We start from the raw sequence: 17,836 nt of genomic DNA on the forward strand, positions 1-17,836 counted from the left end.
CAGCCCTCACTTGTCTTTTTTCTTATACATGGCGAGCATGCGCTGGGTGACGAGAAAGCCCCCGAAAATATTCACACTTGCCAGCACCAAAGCGATAAAGCCGAAACCTGTTGCCCAGCCGGAAAGGGAAAGACCGACGGCCAGCAATGCACCGACGACAATCACCGAGGAAATCGCATTGGTCACCGCCATCAAAGGCGTATGCAAGGCAGGCGTTACCGACCAGACAACGTAATAGCCGACAAAAATCGACAGAACGAAAATCGCCAGCTGGAATACAAAAGGATCAATCACACCGCCGCTCGCGGCATGCACAGCATTACTGATCGAGTCTGAGCTCCCCAGACCTTCCGCAGCCTGACGCAGGTTTTCAACCGCCTTGTCGAGACCACCCAGTGCCTCTTTCAAAGAATCCGCACTCATGCCTCATCCCCCTTATTTCCGGCTTCACTTACGGTTTTCTTGCCTGCACCCGTTTTGTTTGCCGGTTTTGCAGCAGCCGGTTTTTTCAGAGTAGCTTTTTTGACCGGAGCCTTCTTCACGGCAGGCTTAGGTGCGGCTTCAGCCTTATTATCAGCAGCAACCGGCGCTGCTTTCGCATCAGCAAATGCCGGATGCACGATGGCGCCCTGATGGGTCAGCACCGTTGCTTTCACCAATTCATCATCAAGATTGATTGCAAGCTGTTTGGTGTCTTTGTCGACCAGCGTTTCAAGGAAAGCGAACAGGTTGCGCGCATAGAGCTGTGATGCAGAGGCAGCGATGCGGCCGGCCGTATTCATATGACCGATAATTTTCACGCCGTCTTTTTCAACAATTTGTCCCGCTACCGCACCTTCAACATTGCCGCCACGCTCAACAGCCAGATCAATCAGCACCGAGCCAGGTTTCATGCTGGCAACCATCGCCGCACTCACCAGACGCGGCGCAGCACGCCCAGGAATAAGCGCTGTAGTAATCACAATATCCTGCTTGGCAATATGGTCAGCAACCAGCGCTGCCTGCTTTGCCTGATAGTCTTTCGACATTTCTTTGGCATAGCCACCGGCAGTCTCGGCCGCTTTGAACTCTTCGTCCTCAACGGCCACAAACTTAGCACCGAGCGATGCCACCTGCTCTTTGGCTGCAGGACGCACATCAGTCGCCGTCACCACAGCACCAAGACGGCGTGCAGTCGCAATGGCCTGAAGACCGGCAACCCCTGCCCCCATTACAAAAACTTTGGCCGCTGGCACTGTACCGGCAGCGGTCATCATCATCGGCATAGCACGGCCATATTCCGCCGCCGCATCAATCACCGCCTGATAGCCTGCAAGATTGGCCTGCGATGACAGCACATCCATCACCTGCGCACGGGTAATGCGCGGCATAAATTCCATGGTGAATGCAGTCAGCCCTGCCTGCGCAATGGCCGCCACACTGTCCTCATGGCCATAAGGGTCAAGCATAGCGATCAGCACGGCACCGGTTTTGTAATTTTTCAGTTCAGCGGATGAAGGACGGCGAAGTTTAAGAATAATATCCGCGGTTTTAATATCGGCAGTCTTACCGATCTGCGCACCGGCATCGGCAAAAGCCTGATCCGTAATACGCGACGCAATACCTGCACCGCTTTCCACGATTATCTTAAATCCGTAACCGATCAGCTTTTTCACGGTTTCCGGCGTTGCCGCCACCCGTGTTTCACTCGGATCAGTTTCAACGGGAATGAATATTACCTGAGACAAAACTGCCCTCACTTTCCCTATCCCCAAAACTCACAAAATCCGCACCGGTCTCCTCCGGAACAACATTTTGGACGGGCGCAGTAAATCACGGAAAAAGCAGGCTGCAATACTCTTTATGCAAAAAATTTCTTATGTGATCGAAAATACGCAATTATGAAGAGATTTTTGCTCTGAACAGGGCGCAAAAAATTATACCGCCAAACTGGCGGTATAATTTATGGATTCCATGCCGTTCTGAAATGAAATTTTTCAGTCTGCTTCTGACAGGTCTCAGGCAAAGAAAACTGCCGCTGCCATAATCAGCGCGAACAGAATAACACCCGAGAACCAGCCGGCAGCAAAAAATGCAAATGCCATCGCGATCATCAAAGCGGAAAGCACAATCGTTCCCCATTTTACCAAAAAGGTAAAACCATGATAGGTGCGCTCATGCTCAGGATAATCCATCTCTGCGCCAAGCTCTGCAGGACCGTGCTGAATTTCTGCCATTTCTTTCTCCCTCCCCAAAGATATCTTCCTTTGCGGCCGTCTTCCGGTTCAGAAATCTTATCTGGCCACAGTTGACACAGTTCTTAAGCAATAGGCAAGCTTCACTTCACCGCCAATGTTGCGACAATCTGCTGCAAGCCGATGCCATTTGCAGCCAAGTCGGGCGATTTTTAGATCAGATACTCAGATACTTAGATCCCCAGTCCGGTATATTTAGCCGTCGGTAGAATGGTCAGCGGAACATTGCCTGCACGAACATCGGCAAACATATTGCGCCGCTCATGAGCCTGAGATTTAAAAAACGGAAAGCGTACGGCAACCGCATCGCGGATTGAACTGACCGCCGCAGCGCCTAAGCCCACCTGAATACCATAGCCTTCATGATCGCGCGGGTCTGCCAGCATTTGCGAGCCAAAGATGCGCTTATAGAAAGCCATATGCTCCGGCTTGACTGCGGCAAGGCAAAAACTTGCATTGAAATATTCTGATGCCATCGCGGCGATACGCAATGTCAGATAGGGAATGGCGGGAAATTCAGCGAGATAAGAAGGATCTGCAGCGAAACGTGTGGGATCGACAAAACTCATATTATTATCGAGCATCGGCCCCAGAATATCGGGAAATAATTTGGCGCTGGTACCGATGCGATGCTCTGCCGTAATGTGATGAACACGGAGTGTACTGACCAGAATACCGTCTATATAGACACCGTACACATAGGCCTGATGATCACGGTCGACTTCATCAATAATGGTGCCAAGAAAATTGTCGTCCATGACATTGCGCGTCATATAGGAACGATAACGCAGCCGGCCGACCTCTTCCAGATCTTCCGCGTGTATAACCCGCCGGTATTCCACTCGATCCAGAAACTCCAGCATGTGCCGGGCAAAGTTCGAAAGGACTGGTGCTTTCGCAACCGGTTGAGAGACCGTCATCTATAATGTCCGCCACCAATAAACTAAAGCTCTGGTGCAGCCGTTTCATGAATATGCCACGCTTCATATTCCGTAAAATATACAGGAATACACATCCTATTTTAAACCCGCCCCCTATAAGCACAATCTAAAATAAAGCGTAATTTCAAAGCACTAACCATTCCGGCAGATGTCTTATGTCCGGAACAAAATATATTCAGGAAACAGCAATAGCCCTCACGGGCATCACCTTGCATATCTGCCCGCTGATTTGAGGAAACAAATATGCTGGTAACCATTTCTCTTTATGTGTGACAAAAAGCAAGGGTCCAGACCGGCACAATTAATCTTTTTTATATTTGCCGCGAAATGAATGCATCGCCGGAGACAAATATCACCGGCATATTCTCAGAAAGAACCGCTGATCAGGAAGGAAGTTCGTCCGCCTGCGCGGCCTCCGCATGATTATTCGACATCACGGAGAGCGAGCGCCCGAGCTGCGCACTGATCTCGTCGGCACTCAGTGGTGCACCGAGCAAAAAGCCCTGTACCAGATCTGCACCACCGGTTCCGCGAATCAGTTTCAGCTGCTCCTCAGTTTCCACGCCCTCAATAGTAACGCCGAAACCAAGCTCATGAGACAGCTGTGTCACACCGCGCAAAAGCATAAAGGCCCGTCTGTCCGTCACGATATCGCGGACGAAAGAACGGTCAACTTTGACCTTTGTCAGCGGCAATGTGTTCAGATAGCTGAGACTGGAATAACCGGTACCGAAGTCATCAAGAGCAATGTTAATGCCTGAATTTTTCAGCCGCTGCAGCATTTCGCAGGTTTTGACGCGGTCGCTGATAATTGCACTTTCCGTCACTTCAACTTCAAGCAGGTAAGACGGCAATTGCGCTTTCTGCAAAGCATCAACAACCATATCGACAATGCCGGAATTTTTCAGATCAATGGCCGAGAGATTGACCGACACGCCGATCTTATGCCCCCAGCCCGCACAATCCTGACAGGCACGGTTCAGCATGAACTGCGTGAGTTCCGTAATAATCCCCATCTCTTCGGCAAGCGGAATATAGTCCGCAGGACCGATAGGCCCGAATTTCGGATGATGCCAGCGGGACAGCGCCTCAACCGCCACAATACGCAGAGAATTCAGGCTGACAATCGGCTGATAGACAACTGTCAGACTGCCTGCATTGATTGCCTCTCGCAGATCATTTTTAAGCTTCTGCCGTGAGCGATATTTTGTATCCATCGCTTCCACGAAAGCAACCCAGCGGTCATGTTCGCTGCTTTTGGCCTCATAAAGCGCCAGATCGGCATTCACATGCAGGCCACGAAGATCGACATTCTTCATAATATCAACCGCCACACCGGCGCTGATATCCAGATAGATCTGCTGGGACGCAAATTCATAAACACCGCTCAGATAGGCCGTGACCTCATTCATAACAGTATTAATATGCGAGCGGTCTTTAATGCCCTGAATGAACAGAACAAATTCATCGCCGCCAAAGCGTGATGCCACAAAACGCTCGGCATCAAGCTGGCCGAGACGCTCCGCAAACTGCCGTAACAGCTCATCACCGGTGTGATGACCATATGAATCATTCACATGCTTGAAGTGATTAAGATCAATAACGGCAAGCGCAACGAGGTCGTCAGGCTTATTGCCTGCGGTCAGTGCGCGAACCAGTGTTTCAAAATAGAAACGGTTCGGCAATCCTGTCAGCCCGTCATAGCGTGCCATATGCTGGATCTGCGCTTCGGCCTCAATACGTCCTGTCACATCATCAAAAATCAGCACCGCTCCCTCTTCGCGACGCTGATTACACATCACCTCAATGTAGCGATTATTGCCGAAATGAAACACATCGCGCTGACGGCGGCCTTCCAGCAACTCGTCAATCCGCATACGCACATTGTCCAGCTCATCACGCGGAAACAATCCGTGCTTGCTGCAATAGCGCAGAACAACTTCAAACGGGCGGTTCAGAAGACTGATATTTTGCGAGATATTCAGCATATCCCGCACCTGCTTATTGACCACAGCAATTGATGCACGGCCATCCAGCATCACCAGACCCTGAGGCATATTATTCAATGCCGTATCAAAACGACTGACAACTGTGCTGAGGCGGCGCTCATTCATTACGGCCGCAAACAAGGACTGTCGCAGACCATTCGCCATCTGAATATTGCTGAGAAAATACGGCACCAGCAATGCACCGATAATCACATGATAAATACTGTCGACCAGAATAAATCCGAACAGAACCGGCACCAGAGCGCATACCGACATCATGACAACGGCATTACGCGACGCATAATTACGGCCGACAATCGAAACAACGGAGGCAAGAAGAATAGACAGGCTGGCCAGTTCGGCAAACGGATCATCGATCACATAGGTGCTGTAGAAACAAAGCAGCCCGAGGATCAGGCAGATTGCACAGGCACCCAAAAGATAGTGCATTTCCCAGCGATTGATTTTGTCGTGAGTGAGTCTGCTGAAATCTGCCCTGTCAAACACATGCATATCATACATGCGGATACTGGTAGTCAGCGCGAACAGGCCGGAGAAGATAACAAAGACAATGTCGCCGGTTTTAAAATAAATAACCATGCAGGCCAGCATATGTGCGGCCAGTCCGAACCAAAGTGTTTCCCGGTTGCCATAAAGCGCTCTGACAAATGACAGGCGAACGTCCACCGGAATGTTGGTCTTAAATAACCATGTCATTTGTCACTGCTCCCCCTCGCCGGGGAAGAATGACAAAAATACTTTAAAAATAAGTTTCAAATTTTTCTACTTCTGAGTGTTTTTACATTAAAATCAATGCCATAGGTTGCTACCCCCTTTGATAGGATTATTATCGCCGGGAACTATAAAAATATATTTAAAAATTATGATATTCGTAAGTTCTACAATAAAGATATATCCCGCAAACACAGCGCTTTCAGCCCGCGCGATCAGACTGTCCGCTGATCCCGCCTGAAAATCAATCCGCCAACAGTCGCAGATTTCACCCCTGCAGGCTGTGTCCGCCATCAACCGTGATGGTTGTACCCGTCATATAACCGCCCGCATTGGAGGCAAGCAGCAACAATGCGCCTTCCAGATCACCATTTTCTCCAAGCCGGCGCATCGGGTTCTTCGCTTTAAGATAATTACTTGCCGGTCCTGTCATAAGCTCCTGATTAATCCCTGTCGGAAACCAGCCCGGAGCAATGGCATTCACGCGAATATTATGTGCTGCCCATTCAAGTGCCAGAGCCCGCGTCATCTGCGCCAAGGCTGCCTTAGACATAGAATAAGCAACAGCGCCTTTCTGCGGCATGTTTTTCAGAATACTGGTAGTGTTGATGATCGCACCGGCAATTTTGGCCTCAATCATCCGTCGTGCAGCTTCCTGCGCGACATTGAACGCCCCGACAACATTAACCGCGAAAACCTGCTCCATCATCTCGGCGGTTGTTTTCAAAGCACTCGCTTTGCAGGCAATACCGGCATTGTTAAACACCACACTGACCGTACCGAAGTGCTTCTCCGCTTCGTCAAAGGCGGCAGCAATATCCGCACTGTCGGCAACATCGGCACAAATGTGTAAAATATCCGGCTTTACAGTCTCGCAATCAGCACAGGAGGTCACAGGATGGCTGCGCGCGATGGACACAACTTTTGCACCATGTGCAGCAAGTGTGTGCACCATATGATGCCCCAGCCCTGACGAACCGCCTGTCACCGCAATAACTTTATCTTTGACAGAAAATATATTCGGATGATTTGCGGACATCGCCCTCTCAATCAATTATTTTGCCGTCATACACAGCACAAAATTTTACAATAATTATTCCCAATCACGCCGCTTTACAGTAGACCAATTCAGGCCGCTGAAAACTGACAATCCGGACGGTATTCCCGCTCCTGTTTTGCATTTTTCCGGCTCTTACAGAAACGCTGCCTCACTGCATAATCGTAAAACTAACCAACTGCCTGCGACTGCGCAACCACGACAAGGCCTGTTTATCATGCAAAAATCCCGCCCTCTGATTGCTGTCACCTCTGACATTCGTGATATTGACGGCAATAACTGGCACGCAACACCTTCGGAATATATTACAGCGCTTGCTGAAGTCGCTCAGGTCACACCGCTTCTGGTGCCGAATATCCGTGACAAGGTTGACCACGACGCCCTGTTCGCGGCGGTGCACGGCCTGCTCATCACCGGTTCCCGTTCCAATGTGCATCCGGAGCATTACGGACAGGAAGCCACAGAGCAGCACGACCCGTTTGATCCGGACCGCGATGCGACCACTCTGCCTTTGATCCGTGCTGCACTGGAACGGGGCATTCCCGTGCTCGGCATCTGCCGCGGCTTGCAGGAAATGAATGTCGCGCTTGGCGGCTCGCTGGCCAATGATATTCAGGAACTCAACGGCAAGAACGATCACCGCGCGCCGGTTTCCACAATTCGTGATGAGCGCTATGCGATTTCGCATCCGCTGGAGATTGCTGAAAACTCATGCCTTGCTGCGATTCTGGAAAGCACTGCAGTTAACACCAATTCTGTGCACCGGCAGGCGATTGACCGCCTTTCCGACAAGCTTGAGCCGCAAGCCGTAGCCGAAGACGGTACGATTGAAGCAGTTGTTGTGAAGGACGCACAGGATTTTGCGCTCGCAGTGCAATGGCATCCTGAATATTGGGTGCGCTCCGATGCGCCTTCAGCCAAAATCTTTCAGGCATTTGGTGATGCCGTGCGCAAACATGCCGGCAAAGCAGAGTAAAAAATATACAGTGTCACAGATCGCGGTTCTGAAAGCCGCGATCTGTATTTCAGAACCGGTACTTCAATCCGCCGCTTAAAGAAAAAGACTGGAATTTCATTCCAGCTCCGTCCGGAAAATATTCCACGACCTCTCCGCTGGTCAGATTATACATTGTTGTATCAGCAGTTTTGTTGAAATAACGCTCATAATTACCGGCGAGGAAAAATGATGTCTGCGCAGTATAGGCATATTCTGTACGCGCACCGACGGACATGAATGCCAGGCTATCATATTTCTCAGTAAAACGCAGGTTCCGCCGCCAATGATGATCTTCATCTCTGGATTTAAAGGCCAAACCACCCCTTGCCTGCACTGAGAATGTCCACTGTTCAAAGCTCTTACTTGCTTCCAGCCCTAAAAATGCTGTCGGATAACTTTGTTCATAGCTGATAGTATGTTCACCATCAGGAATATCACCGACATCATCACGAAATTCATTCCGGCTATAAATATAGCTGCCGCCATAGGCATCCCATTTCACATTGGTATATTTAAAGCCGCCATGCAGATTAATCAGCGCTGTTTCATTGAGGCGGAAATCATGCCCCAGCGCCAGATCAGCCGTTATATAGCGGTTAAGCTGTGTATCGGGATGGATTGAGCGATGTGACCACGCATCGGAGCCATAACCGGCTGGCGGATCCATCAGCCAGTCATAATCTTTCATCCGGTTATTGCCGCTGAAACCGACCATCACATTGCCTGCCAGCGTCCAGTCATTATCAAATACGGCTTTGGCAGTTGCGGTCAGAACCGGAGCATCCGTCTTCCAGATCAGATGACTGATCTTCTTACCGGTATTATTATAAACCAGCTCATCCCCTTGCAGATGGATGTAACCAATTCCGCCCAGAAAAGAAAAATCGGGGTTGCTGATCCGTATATCTGTGACTTGCGTGGGATTTAAATCTGCGGCACCGGCCGGCAAAACTGCAATTAACAAAAACTGACTGCAAATAACTGCTGATACAGACTTCACAACACGCCCCCGCCTATGAATACAGGGCGTATTTAGAATATAATTTTACAAAATTTCAAATACTAAAATACTGAAACCTGCCTGTTTATGCGTATCAGACAGGTTTACTTGTCGACTGGCGGATATGTAATTCCGGTTTAATCAGCGGCTGATCGCTATGCATTTCAATACCATTGAGCTGATCCAGCAGCGCACGCGCTGCCTGACGACCGACTTCACGCTGGCCATTCCAGACGGTTGTCAGTGCCGGTGTAGCAATTGCCGCCTCTTCCAGATCATCATAACCGGTCACAGAAATATCTTCACCCGGCACCAGACCGGCACGGGCAATACCATTCATCAAACCAATAGCGACCAGATCGTTCCAACACACTGCTGCCGTCGGCTTGTCTTTCAGTGATAAAAATTGCGGAGCCACTTCAAAACCACCCTGCTTGGTGCGCGGCCCCGGAATACGCCATTCCGGCTTCACAGTCAGACCGGCTTTTTCCATCGCATTGACATAACCCTGATAGCGGTCGCGACCTGTAGAGGTCTGATCCGTACCGCCGATCATCGCAATACGAGTATGTCCGAGTGAAATCAGATGATTGGTCGCAAGACTGATGCCATAGGCATCATCGCCGCGAAACACCGGCACATCCGCACCTTCCACATTACGAGCGATCAGCACCACCGGCAGACCGTTATTTTCTGCCAGTTCAATATCTTCCGCAGGCGTACCGATAGCCGGAGACATGATTACGCCGTCTGCGCCGAGCTGCAAAAGCGTATCCACAAATGTGCGCTGCTTTTCCAGCTGATCATAATGATTGCTGAGAATGAAAGTCTGGCGGGAGCGATCCAGCTCCGTTTCAATAGAGCGCAGAATTTCCGCAAAAAACGGGTTCATAATATCATGAACCACAACACCGATAATGCCGGAGCGCGATGTGCGCAGCGATGCGGCACGACGGTTATAAATATAACCGATGGCGCGGGCATGTTCCTTGATACGGTCGCGGGTCTGATCCGCCACCAGAGGACTGTCACGCAAAGCCAGAGAAACCGTGGCCGTTGACACGCCAAGCGCATCAGCAATGGTTGAAAGTTTGATCTTCTGGGCCAAAAGCCGTCCGCCCCTTATTCAACAATCATATTCACCGGAACCGGCAGTTCTGCGGTATAGTTATCTTCAGTAATCTTAGTTAATCAATATCTAGAATATAGTTTAACAAATAGCGAGACAGTTTTTAGCAACTTATCTGGCAAATTATTCAATACGGAACACAGAGCCACCCTCACCTGCATTGTTCCGTTTTAATCGGCATCATCATCAGCCAGATCATCCGCCGTATCGGCCTCATCACTGGCAGCAGTGCGCAACGGGCGACCGGCAGCAACAGCATTCAGATTATTTTCCATCCGCGACAGCAATTTCAGCAGAACTTTACGCTCTTTCTTTTCAAAACCGCGCAGGCAGTCTTTTTCAGTTTTGCGTACCAGCTTTTCAATCACACGGATAACATCATGCCCCTGATCGGTCAGAAACACATGAGTCTGGCGCTGATCGCTTTCCGATGCCTGTTTGGTGACAAAACCCTGTGCCTGCAAACGGCTGATCGTTTTTGTCACTGTCGGGGGACGCACGCCCAGACGCTGCGCCAGAATACCGGGCGGCAGGCCGTCTTCTTCGGCAAGTTTCAGCAAAACCGCATCCTGCCCAGCATATAATCCGTGTTCCAGCAGCCGTGTGGCTAATATCGTGCGCATCATCCGCGCATTGTGCTGTAACGGCTGAAGAATAGCAGTTTTGCCTGACTTGCTCATATGCACCCTACCTGTCCGTTTATCATTTCATAAACAACCTAATTGAAGGTGTTATGACTGACAAGCAGCAGTCTGGCCGCAGCTGCAAGTCAGGACAACGGGCATAAAGGCGTATTTAGAATAGCCGCGGCCACACTCAGCCGTTATGATGCCTCTCACTTGCACATATCAGAGGAGAAATATTTTGCCGGAGATCACCCAGCACGCCAGTTCCGCCCTTTCTGACAGAGTGCCGCAAACCAGCGAGGCTCTCGTAACTGAGCCGCTGCAGGATACTATTCCTGAAAATCTCATTGCCGTCTTACCGCTGGGTGCCCATGAGCAACACGGCCCGCATTTACCCTTTGAGACGGACACAATCATCGCCGAAGGCATAGCTGCCCGTCTGGCAGAAAATCTGCCGGAGCATATTACCGCGCGCTTTCTGACAACTGAGCCGGTTGGCTATTCTGTTGAACATATGGATGTGGAAGGCAGCCGTACGCTGGCTTTTTCTGAAGCAGTGAACCGCTGGATCGGCATCGGCGAAAACCTCTGTGCCGCCAATATCCGCAAGCTGGTTATCCTCAATGCCCATGGCGGCAACTCTCCTTTGGCAACCATAGTCGCTACAGAACTGCGCGCGCGTCTGGGGATGCTGGCCGTGGCAACCCACTGGACAAGGTTCGGCATACCGGAAGATCTCATCAGTGCGGAACAAAAGCACCTTGATATCCATGCAGGCTATATCGAAACCTCTGTCATGCTGGCCTTGGCACCGGAGCTTGTGCAGATGGATAAGGCGCAGAATTACATCAATGAACAGGCAAAATTCATTGAAGAATTTCAGTATTTGCGTGCCTATGGCCCGCACGCTTTTGGCTGGATGATGAGCGATCTGAACAAGCAGGGTGCCGCCGGCAATGCTTTACGTGCCAATGCGCAAGATGGTGAGAAAATCATCGCCCATGCAGTGAGCGGCCTGACCGGCCTGATGGATGATGTCCACCGGTTTGATATCTCGGTCTTCGGGCAAACACCCTCACTTTGAAAACTGTCAGCAAAGCTTCAGAAGAGATTGCTCTATATAGCTAGTCTGTTCTATAGAATTACGGTTTCGCAATTCTTATATGCACAGAGATTTCAACATATAAACCGGCTCTGGCTCAACACCAGTTACCCGATCCGGTAAAAATTCTGACAATGAAGAGGCACTCTACCCATGAGCGATAGCCCTGTAGCAGATCAGGTTGCGACTGGCGCAACCACACTCCCTAAAATTCCGGTTACCGTGCTGACCGGCTATCTCGGCTCCGGCAAGACCACCCTGCTCAACCGTATTCTCAGCGAAAACCACGGCAAACGCTATGCTGTCATCGTTAATGAGTTCGGTGAAATCGGCATTGATAATGATCTCATCGTCGAGTCCGACGAAGAAATCTATGAAATGAACAATGGCTGCATTTGCTGCACAGTGCGCGGCGACCTGATCCGCGTGGTTGAAGGTCTGATGCGCCGTCCGGGTCGTTTTGATGCGATCATTGTGGAAACCACCGGCCTTGCCGATCCGGTACCGGTTGCCCAGACATTCTTCATGGATGATGATGTGCGTGCCAAAACCCAGCTTGATGCTGTGGTCGCCCTTGTTGATGCCAAACATCTGCCGCTACGCCTGAAAGACAGTAAAGAAGCCGAAGACCAGATCGCTTTTGCCGATGTGGTTCTGCTCAACAAGACCGATCTGGTTAATGCGCAGGAGCTTAGCCATGTCGAAGCGACTATTCGCGCCATCAATCCGCATGCGATTATTCACCGTACCCAGCGCGCAGAAATTGATCTGACGAAAGTTCTCGATCGCGGTGCTTTTGATCTCCAGCGTGCGCTGGAAAATGATCCGCATTTCCTCGATCATGATCATCCGGATCATGTTTGCGGCCCTGACTGCGATCACGACCACGGGCATGGGCATGGGCATGGGCATGGGCATCATCACCATGACCACGGACACGACCATCATGGTCATCACCACCATCATGATCACGACCATAGCTGCGGCCCAGATTGTAATCATGACCATGGGCATGACCACGGCCATGCTTCAGCGATCCACGACGTAACGGTTATGTCCGTATCCTTGCGCACCGGCGAGCTGGATGCCGCGAAATTCTTCCCGTGGATTCAGAATGTAACGCAGGTTCAGGGGCCGGATATTCTGCGCCTCAAAGGTATCATCGCTTTTGCCGGTGACGATGACCGCTATGTGGTACAGGGCGTGCATATGATTATCGAAGGCGATCACCAGCGTCCTTGGAAACCGGACGAAAAGCGCGAAAGCCGTCTGGTCTTTATCGGTCGTAATCTGAATGAGCAGGCACTGCGTTCCGGCTTCGAGAAATGCAAATAACCATGCCGACGATTGCCCCTATTGATCTGGGAAGCCACTGCCTGAAAGCCGGATTCCTCAATGATAATGCCTATTATGCACTGGCCGATGGTACACTCCATTGGCTGGATGAAGCGCATAAAACCGTAACCATGCATGATGGTTTGCTCTGCGTTGCACCAACGGCTGACAATAAAGCCCTGATCACCGGCGGTGAAGACGGACGCATCTGTCAGACTGACGAAAAAGGTAATGTGCAGGAACTGGCGGTTCTGCCGCGCAAATGGATCACTGCGGTTGCCAGCGGCCCTCATGGTGCAGTGGCCTATGCTTCCGGCCGTACCGCATGGGTGCGTGAAGCCAATGGCAAAACCACCGAATTTGCCCATGAGCGCAGTGTTGAAGGCGTTGCCTTCGCACCCAAAGGTCTTCGCCTCGCCATTGCCCGTTATAATGGTGCGACATTGCATTGGGCAGGCACTGCCGGCAAACCGGTTGATCTGGAATGGAAAGGCGCTCATACCGGCGTGATCTTTTCGCCGGACGGTCGTTTTCTGATCACCACTATGCAGGAAAATGCGTTGCATGGCTGGCGCTTGGAAGATAACCGCAATATGCGCATGACCGGTTATCCGGCCAAGGTCAAAGACTGGTCATGGAGCCCTAAGGGCAAATGGCTGGCCACTTCCGGCGCTCCTGCGGCAATCATCTGGCCATTCGCAGGCAAAGACGGCCCGATGGGCAAAGCGCCGCTGGAACTTGGCCTGCGCGGTGACACAATGGTTACAGCCGTTGCCTGTCATCCGGTCGAAGATATTGTCGCTGTCGGCTATCAGGACGGAATGGTACTGCTGTGCCGTTTTGCAGATCAGAAAGAAGTGCTGCTGCGTCGTCCGGGCAAAGGCGCCATCAGCTCAATGGGCTGGGATAAAAACGGTACACGCCTCGCCTATGGTGCGGAAACCGGTGATTGCGGTCTGATTAATATTCAGTGGTAACAAAGAAAAAAGCGGCTTCAGAGCATTTCCAGCAAAAGTGCGAAGCGCCTCCGCAGGGAAATCAGTTCACCGGACTGATTTCTTTTCCTGCTACGATGCGTTGGATAATGCGTAAAATAAAAAGAAAGAGCCGTTCCAGCAACTCGTTTAAACTGGAACGGCTCTAAGCCGCTTTTTTCATTACTTCTTCGATTGTTCCAGTGCCTGCTCGCTCTGAGTGGCCGGTTCCTGTGCTTCCGGCAGGGCTTTCAATTTATCCGTTTTGTCTTTGACCTTTGCCGTTACAGCCTGCGACATTGCTGGTGCGCCATCCGGTCCCTGCCCCGAGAGCCAGGCAGTCACCAGCGACACATCTTTCGCACCAATCATATGACCGGCCTTCACCACGCGTGCATCCACTTTGGCACCGCTGGTACGCAGCAAATCCGAGAGTGCAGGCGCAAAAGGCGCATACATCTTGTCATCGGCGCCGGTCACAACCAGCACCTTAGCTTTACTCAGATTGGCCGCAGGTGTCTGATCCAGCACCGGCATAGAGCGCATCAGAACAGCTTTTTTCACCAGATCAGGATGCAATATCATCGTAGCGGCCAGCAGATTAGCACCATTGGAATAGCCGACAAAAGTGGTGCGGCTCAGATCAATCTGATCGTCTTCAGAGAGCTTGGTCAGGAAACTGACAAAAGCATCCGCTTCATTACGCACATCTTTCTGGTCGAATTTTACCGGCGTAATGCGGGCATACCAGCGTGTGCGGCCTTCCTGCAAAACCCGTCCGCGGATACCGAGCAGCGTGGCACGCGGCCAGACTTCCTGCGCAAACGGCACAAGACTGGTTTCATTACCGCCGGAGCCATGCAACAGGACAATCGTTTCACCGCTGCCGTTTTCCGGCTTGGTAAAGTGATAAACAAATTTCTGACTGCGGGAAATTGCCTCTTTTACCACCTTGCTCACATCTTTCGCTGCTTCAGCAGCATCCGCTTTAGGATTACGCATGGTCAGCCCCGCGCCTGTGGCCGGTGTCATTATATCTGATTTCTTCATAAATGCCGCATTACCGGAAGCTGTTTCAGCACGGGACGGCGTCTCCTGCGCAAGCACAGCCTGCGGCAGAAACGAGATCAGCATAGCTGCCACAGTGGCAGAAGCGGAAAAAGAGAATAATTTGTTTACCATAGGAGAAGTTTTGCCGGACAAATATTAAAATAATCTAACAAGTCGGTAAATTGATGCATTGCATGCCTGTAAAGGCGCATTTTACGGAGAGTTGCAATTCTGGCAAGCTCAAAACAGGCCACTCTCTAAATCTCAATCGCGGCGAAAACATGCCATCAATAATTATTTTAACTTCATGCCGCATAATAAATATCTTCAACAGATATCCCGCCTCATCAGCAATACCGGAACCAAATGACATATAAACCAGCTATGGTCTTCTTAGCACTTCTGGCTCAGGCTTTTTTCAGTCTGGTTCTGATTATCATCACCGTCTGGGGCAGTCTTGCACTCCATTATCAGCTGACAGAATCGCGCCTGCTCACTTATGCTGCAATCGGCATATGGGTGCTGGTTGCGTTGGCTGCACTCAGCACACTCTGGTTCACCGACTTGCAACATTATCGCAGAGCCGCATTTATCAGTTTTGCAATCCTGTTCGCAATTTTGCTGATCTGGTGGCACGGCATCAAGCCATCGCTGAACCGCGACTGGGCACCGGAAGTCGCACAAACCGTCACGGCCGAATATAATGGCGATGTGGTGCGGCTCGATCATATCCGTGATTTTGACTGGCGTACGGAAAAGGATTTTACCGTTAACTGGAAAAGTGCCGATTATGATCTGAGCCAGATTAAAAGCGTTGACCTGTTCTTGTCCTATTGGGCGGGGCCAGCGATTGCCCACACATTGGTCAGTTTCGGATTTGAAGACGGGAGACAGGTCGTTTTCTCCGCAGAAATCCGTAAAAAACGCGGACAAGCCTTCTCTGAAATCGGCGGGTTCTTCAAAGATTTTGAACTGGCAATGATCGCGGCAGAAGAAAGCGACATTATCTATCTGCGCACCAATGTGCGTGGTGAGCATGTCTATCGCTATCACGTGGATATTGAACCGGAACAGGCACGGCAGCTTTTCAGACTATATACTGATACAGCCAACCGCCTGAGCAAAGAAGCCGGTTTCTATAACACACTGACAGCCAATTGCACGACCGTTGTCTTCGACATGGCACGAATTCTCGACCCGTCGATCGCACTTGATTATCGCGTGCTGCTCTCCGGTTATCTGCCTGAATATATGTTTGAAAAACAACTGATTGTAACGGCTGAGACCAATACGCAATCGATGCGTCTCAATGCGGACATCAGTGAGCAGGCAAAAGGCAGCCGCGAAGGTTATTCGCAGCGTATCCGTAACCCTGCTATGCCGCAGCCAGCGGTCGCACAATAAAATATCCGGTGCCGCATCATTATAATGCGGCACCGAGAAAAAATTAGTCTAGAGCAGCAGTTACGATGAACTCTACTTTGTAGCCCGGAGTTGCCAGATGGGCAGAACCGGTTGCGCGTGCCGGTGTGTTTGCAGGATCAACCCATGCTTCCCAAACCGCGTTCATTTCTGCGAAATCTTTCATGTCATCCAGCCAGATAATGGTCTGGAGGATTTTGGATTTGTCGGTACCGGCAACAGCCAGCAGACGATCAACTTCAGCCAGTGCGGTTTTGCACTGTTCAGTCACGCTTGCATTTTCTGTACCAACCTGACCGGCCAGATAAACAGTGTTGCCATGGACAACCGCACCGCTCATACGCTTGCCGGATTCGAAACGCTTAACAGACATAGTTCTTCCTCTCATTGTAAATTCGATAAAGCCTTATAAGCATCAAAGCGCGCCAAGACTATTTGTCAGGGTCAAGAAAACGGAAAACAGCACATATTTTTTCGGAATAATGTGAGCAATCCTTATGCTGACCGAATATTCCGCTCCATTCTTGACTCAAAACCTGCCTGCATCTATAAGCCGCCCCACGTTCAGATATTTTTTGCAAGGTCGTTCATCGACCGCGTCTGAACCAGCTCCTGTTAAAAAACAGATTTAAGAAGGGCCGCACACCGCGGTATTAAACAAATGAAGCGCACATATCAGCCATCTAAACTCGTCCGCAAGCGTCGTCACGGTTTCCGTTCGCGCATGGCTACTCCAGGCGGTCGTAAAGTTATTGCAGCCCGCCGCGCACGCGGTCGCGGCAAGCTTTCTGCATAATTGTTGCTCCGCGTAGAGCGGTGACACAACAAGCAAATAAGCAGACCAAAACACTCCGCCTTCGCAAGAGAGCGGAGTTTTTGGCTGTTCGCAGCGGGGAAAAGCGTCGCGGCAAATATTTCCTTTTGGAAGTAAAACAACGCGATGAGGCAACCAGCAAACAGGCAAAAACCGGTGAAAGCCCGCGTGTCGGCTTCACCGTTACCAAGAAAAACGGCAATGCGGTTATCCGCAACAGAATCCGCCGCCGCCTGAAAGCCGCCGCTGCACTCAGCGAAGCCGCAATGGCTCCGCAAACTGATTATGTTATTGTTGCACGCAGGGAAGCGTTAAACGCCCCCTTCAGCGCACTGACCAGAGAGCTCTCAAAGCGGTTTAAATGACCGTTTCTCAAAATAGGCCTGAATTATATTGTCTCAGCGTTCGCTTTTCTGAATGGCTCGTATTATAAGG

Annotated in this window: 17 protein-coding genes and 1 pseudogene; 7 read left to right on the forward strand and 11 right to left on the reverse strand. The window is 50.7% G+C overall.

The genetic code is table 11. The features are described 5' to 3' along the window. Positions 1-6: 6 nt before the first annotated feature. From LDL70_RS11850 to LDL70_RS11875, 6 genes are all read right to left on the reverse strand, one after another. A complete protein-coding gene (locus tag LDL70_RS11850) occupies positions 7-423 on the reverse strand; it encodes an NAD(P) transhydrogenase subunit alpha (protein ID WP_116088865.1) in 417 nt (138 codons plus the stop codon). After that, positions 420-1,727: a Re/Si-specific NAD(P)(+) transhydrogenase subunit alpha gene (locus LDL70_RS11855; RefSeq protein ID WP_225685136.1), complete on the reverse strand. Its 1,308-nt coding sequence runs from the start codon at positions 1,725-1,727 to the stop codon at positions 420-422. The genes LDL70_RS11850 and LDL70_RS11855 overlap by 4 nt, the downstream gene beginning before the upstream one ends. A 270-nt stretch (positions 1,728-1,997) precedes the next feature. Further along, positions 1,998-2,216: an aa3-type cytochrome c oxidase subunit IV gene (locus LDL70_RS11860; protein ID WP_022712501.1), complete on the reverse strand. Its 219-nt coding sequence runs from the start codon at positions 2,214-2,216 to the stop codon at positions 1,998-2,000. 191 nt (positions 2,217-2,407) lie between these two features. Next, positions 2,408-3,154 (reverse strand): acetyltransferase, encoded by a 747-nt coding sequence (locus tag LDL70_RS11865; protein WP_225685137.1) that lies wholly within the window; start codon positions 3,152-3,154, stop codon positions 2,408-2,410. A 404-nt stretch (positions 3,155-3,558) separates the two neighbouring features. Beyond that, positions 3,559-5,880 carry a bifunctional diguanylate cyclase/phosphodiesterase gene (locus tag LDL70_RS11870; protein ID WP_225685138.1) on the reverse strand — a complete coding sequence of 774 codons (2,322 nt, stop codon included), beginning with the start codon at positions 5,878-5,880 and terminating at the stop codon, positions 3,559-3,561. Positions 5,881-6,163: 283 nt separating this feature from the next. Further along, positions 6,164-6,934 carry an SDR family NAD(P)-dependent oxidoreductase gene (locus LDL70_RS11875; protein WP_116088869.1) on the reverse strand — a complete coding sequence of 257 codons (771 nt, stop codon included), beginning with the start codon at positions 6,932-6,934 and terminating at the stop codon, positions 6,164-6,166. Between the two features lie 235 nt (positions 6,935-7,169). Here LDL70_RS11875 and LDL70_RS11880 point away from each other — a divergent pair, with 235 nt between their 5' ends. Further along, positions 7,170-7,928 (forward strand): gamma-glutamyl-gamma-aminobutyrate hydrolase family protein, encoded by a 759-nt coding sequence (locus LDL70_RS11880; protein WP_225685139.1) that lies wholly within the window; start codon positions 7,170-7,172, stop codon positions 7,926-7,928. 49 nt (positions 7,929-7,977) lie between these two features. Here the strand turns inward: LDL70_RS11880 and LDL70_RS11885 are convergent, their stop codons facing one another. From LDL70_RS11885 to LDL70_RS11895, 3 genes are all read right to left on the reverse strand, one after another. Continuing rightward, entirely contained in the window at positions 7,978-8,913 is a 936-nt protein-coding gene (locus LDL70_RS11885) for an omptin family outer membrane protease (RefSeq protein ID WP_225685140.1), read from the reverse strand. A 130-nt stretch (positions 8,914-9,043) separates the two neighbouring features. Continuing rightward, the gene (locus LDL70_RS11890; RefSeq protein ID WP_225685141.1) at positions 9,044-10,057 is read right to left on the reverse strand and encodes a LacI family DNA-binding transcriptional regulator; all 1,014 of its coding nucleotides are present in this window, start codon (positions 10,055-10,057) and stop codon (positions 9,044-9,046) included. 191 nt (positions 10,058-10,248) lie between these two features. Continuing rightward, a complete protein-coding gene (locus LDL70_RS11895) occupies positions 10,249-10,758 on the reverse strand; it encodes a MarR family winged helix-turn-helix transcriptional regulator (RefSeq protein WP_075657041.1) in 510 nt (169 codons plus the stop codon). Positions 10,759-11,023: 265 nt separating this feature from the next. Here LDL70_RS11895 and LDL70_RS11900 point away from each other — a divergent pair, with 265 nt between their 5' ends. The 3 genes from LDL70_RS11900 (at position 11,024) to LDL70_RS11910 (ending at position 14,118) form a co-directional block, all read left to right on the forward strand. Then, the gene (locus LDL70_RS11900; protein ID WP_225688537.1) at positions 11,024-11,788 is read left to right on the forward strand and encodes a creatininase family protein; all 765 of its coding nucleotides are present in this window, start codon (positions 11,024-11,026) and stop codon (positions 11,786-11,788) included. A gap of 171 nt (positions 11,789-11,959) precedes the next feature. Continuing rightward, positions 11,960-13,141 carry a GTP-binding protein gene (locus LDL70_RS11905; RefSeq protein WP_225685142.1) on the forward strand — a complete coding sequence of 394 codons (1,182 nt, stop codon included), beginning with the start codon at positions 11,960-11,962 and terminating at the stop codon, positions 13,139-13,141. 2 nt (positions 13,142-13,143) lie between these two features. Continuing rightward, positions 13,144-14,118, forward strand: coding sequence for a WD40 repeat domain-containing protein (locus tag LDL70_RS11910; protein ID WP_220160191.1), 975 nt, complete (start codon positions 13,144-13,146; stop codon positions 14,116-14,118). A 291-nt stretch (positions 14,119-14,409) separates the two neighbouring features. Here the strand turns inward: LDL70_RS11910 and LDL70_RS11915 are convergent. Further along, a pseudogene (locus tag LDL70_RS11915) lies at positions 14,410-15,297 on the reverse strand (alpha/beta hydrolase); the annotation flags it as partial. Positions 15,298-15,531: 234 nt separating this feature from the next. Between LDL70_RS11915 and LDL70_RS11920 the strand changes: the two are divergent. Further along, entirely contained in the window at positions 15,532-16,569 is a 1,038-nt protein-coding gene (locus tag LDL70_RS11920; protein WP_225685143.1) for a DUF4105 domain-containing protein, read from the forward strand. Positions 16,570-16,612: 43 nt separating this feature from the next. On the opposite strand, the gene LDL70_RS11925 is transcribed toward LDL70_RS11920, so the two are convergent. Continuing rightward, positions 16,613-16,960 (reverse strand): RidA family protein, encoded by a 348-nt coding sequence (locus tag LDL70_RS11925; protein WP_075657046.1) that lies wholly within the window; start codon positions 16,958-16,960, stop codon positions 16,613-16,615. A 288-nt stretch (positions 16,961-17,248) separates the two neighbouring features. Here LDL70_RS11925 and rpmH point away from each other — a divergent pair, with 288 nt between their 5' ends. Together rpmH and rnpA are read left to right on the forward strand one after the other, a co-directional pair. Continuing rightward, positions 17,249-17,383 (forward strand): 50S ribosomal protein L34, encoded by a 135-nt coding sequence (gene rpmH, locus LDL70_RS11930; RefSeq protein ID WP_022712486.1) that lies wholly within the window; start codon positions 17,249-17,251, stop codon positions 17,381-17,383. Between the two features lie 80 nt (positions 17,384-17,463). After that, positions 17,464-17,766, forward strand: coding sequence for a ribonuclease P protein component (rnpA, locus tag LDL70_RS11935; protein WP_255618272.1), 303 nt, complete (start codon positions 17,464-17,466; stop codon positions 17,764-17,766). The last annotated feature ends 70 nt before the right edge of the window (positions 17,767-17,836 follow it).

The organism is Pseudochrobactrum sp. XF203, from assembly GCF_020341615.1.
Lineage (GTDB): Bacteria > Pseudomonadota > Alphaproteobacteria > Rhizobiales > Rhizobiaceae > Pseudochrobactrum > Pseudochrobactrum saccharolyticum.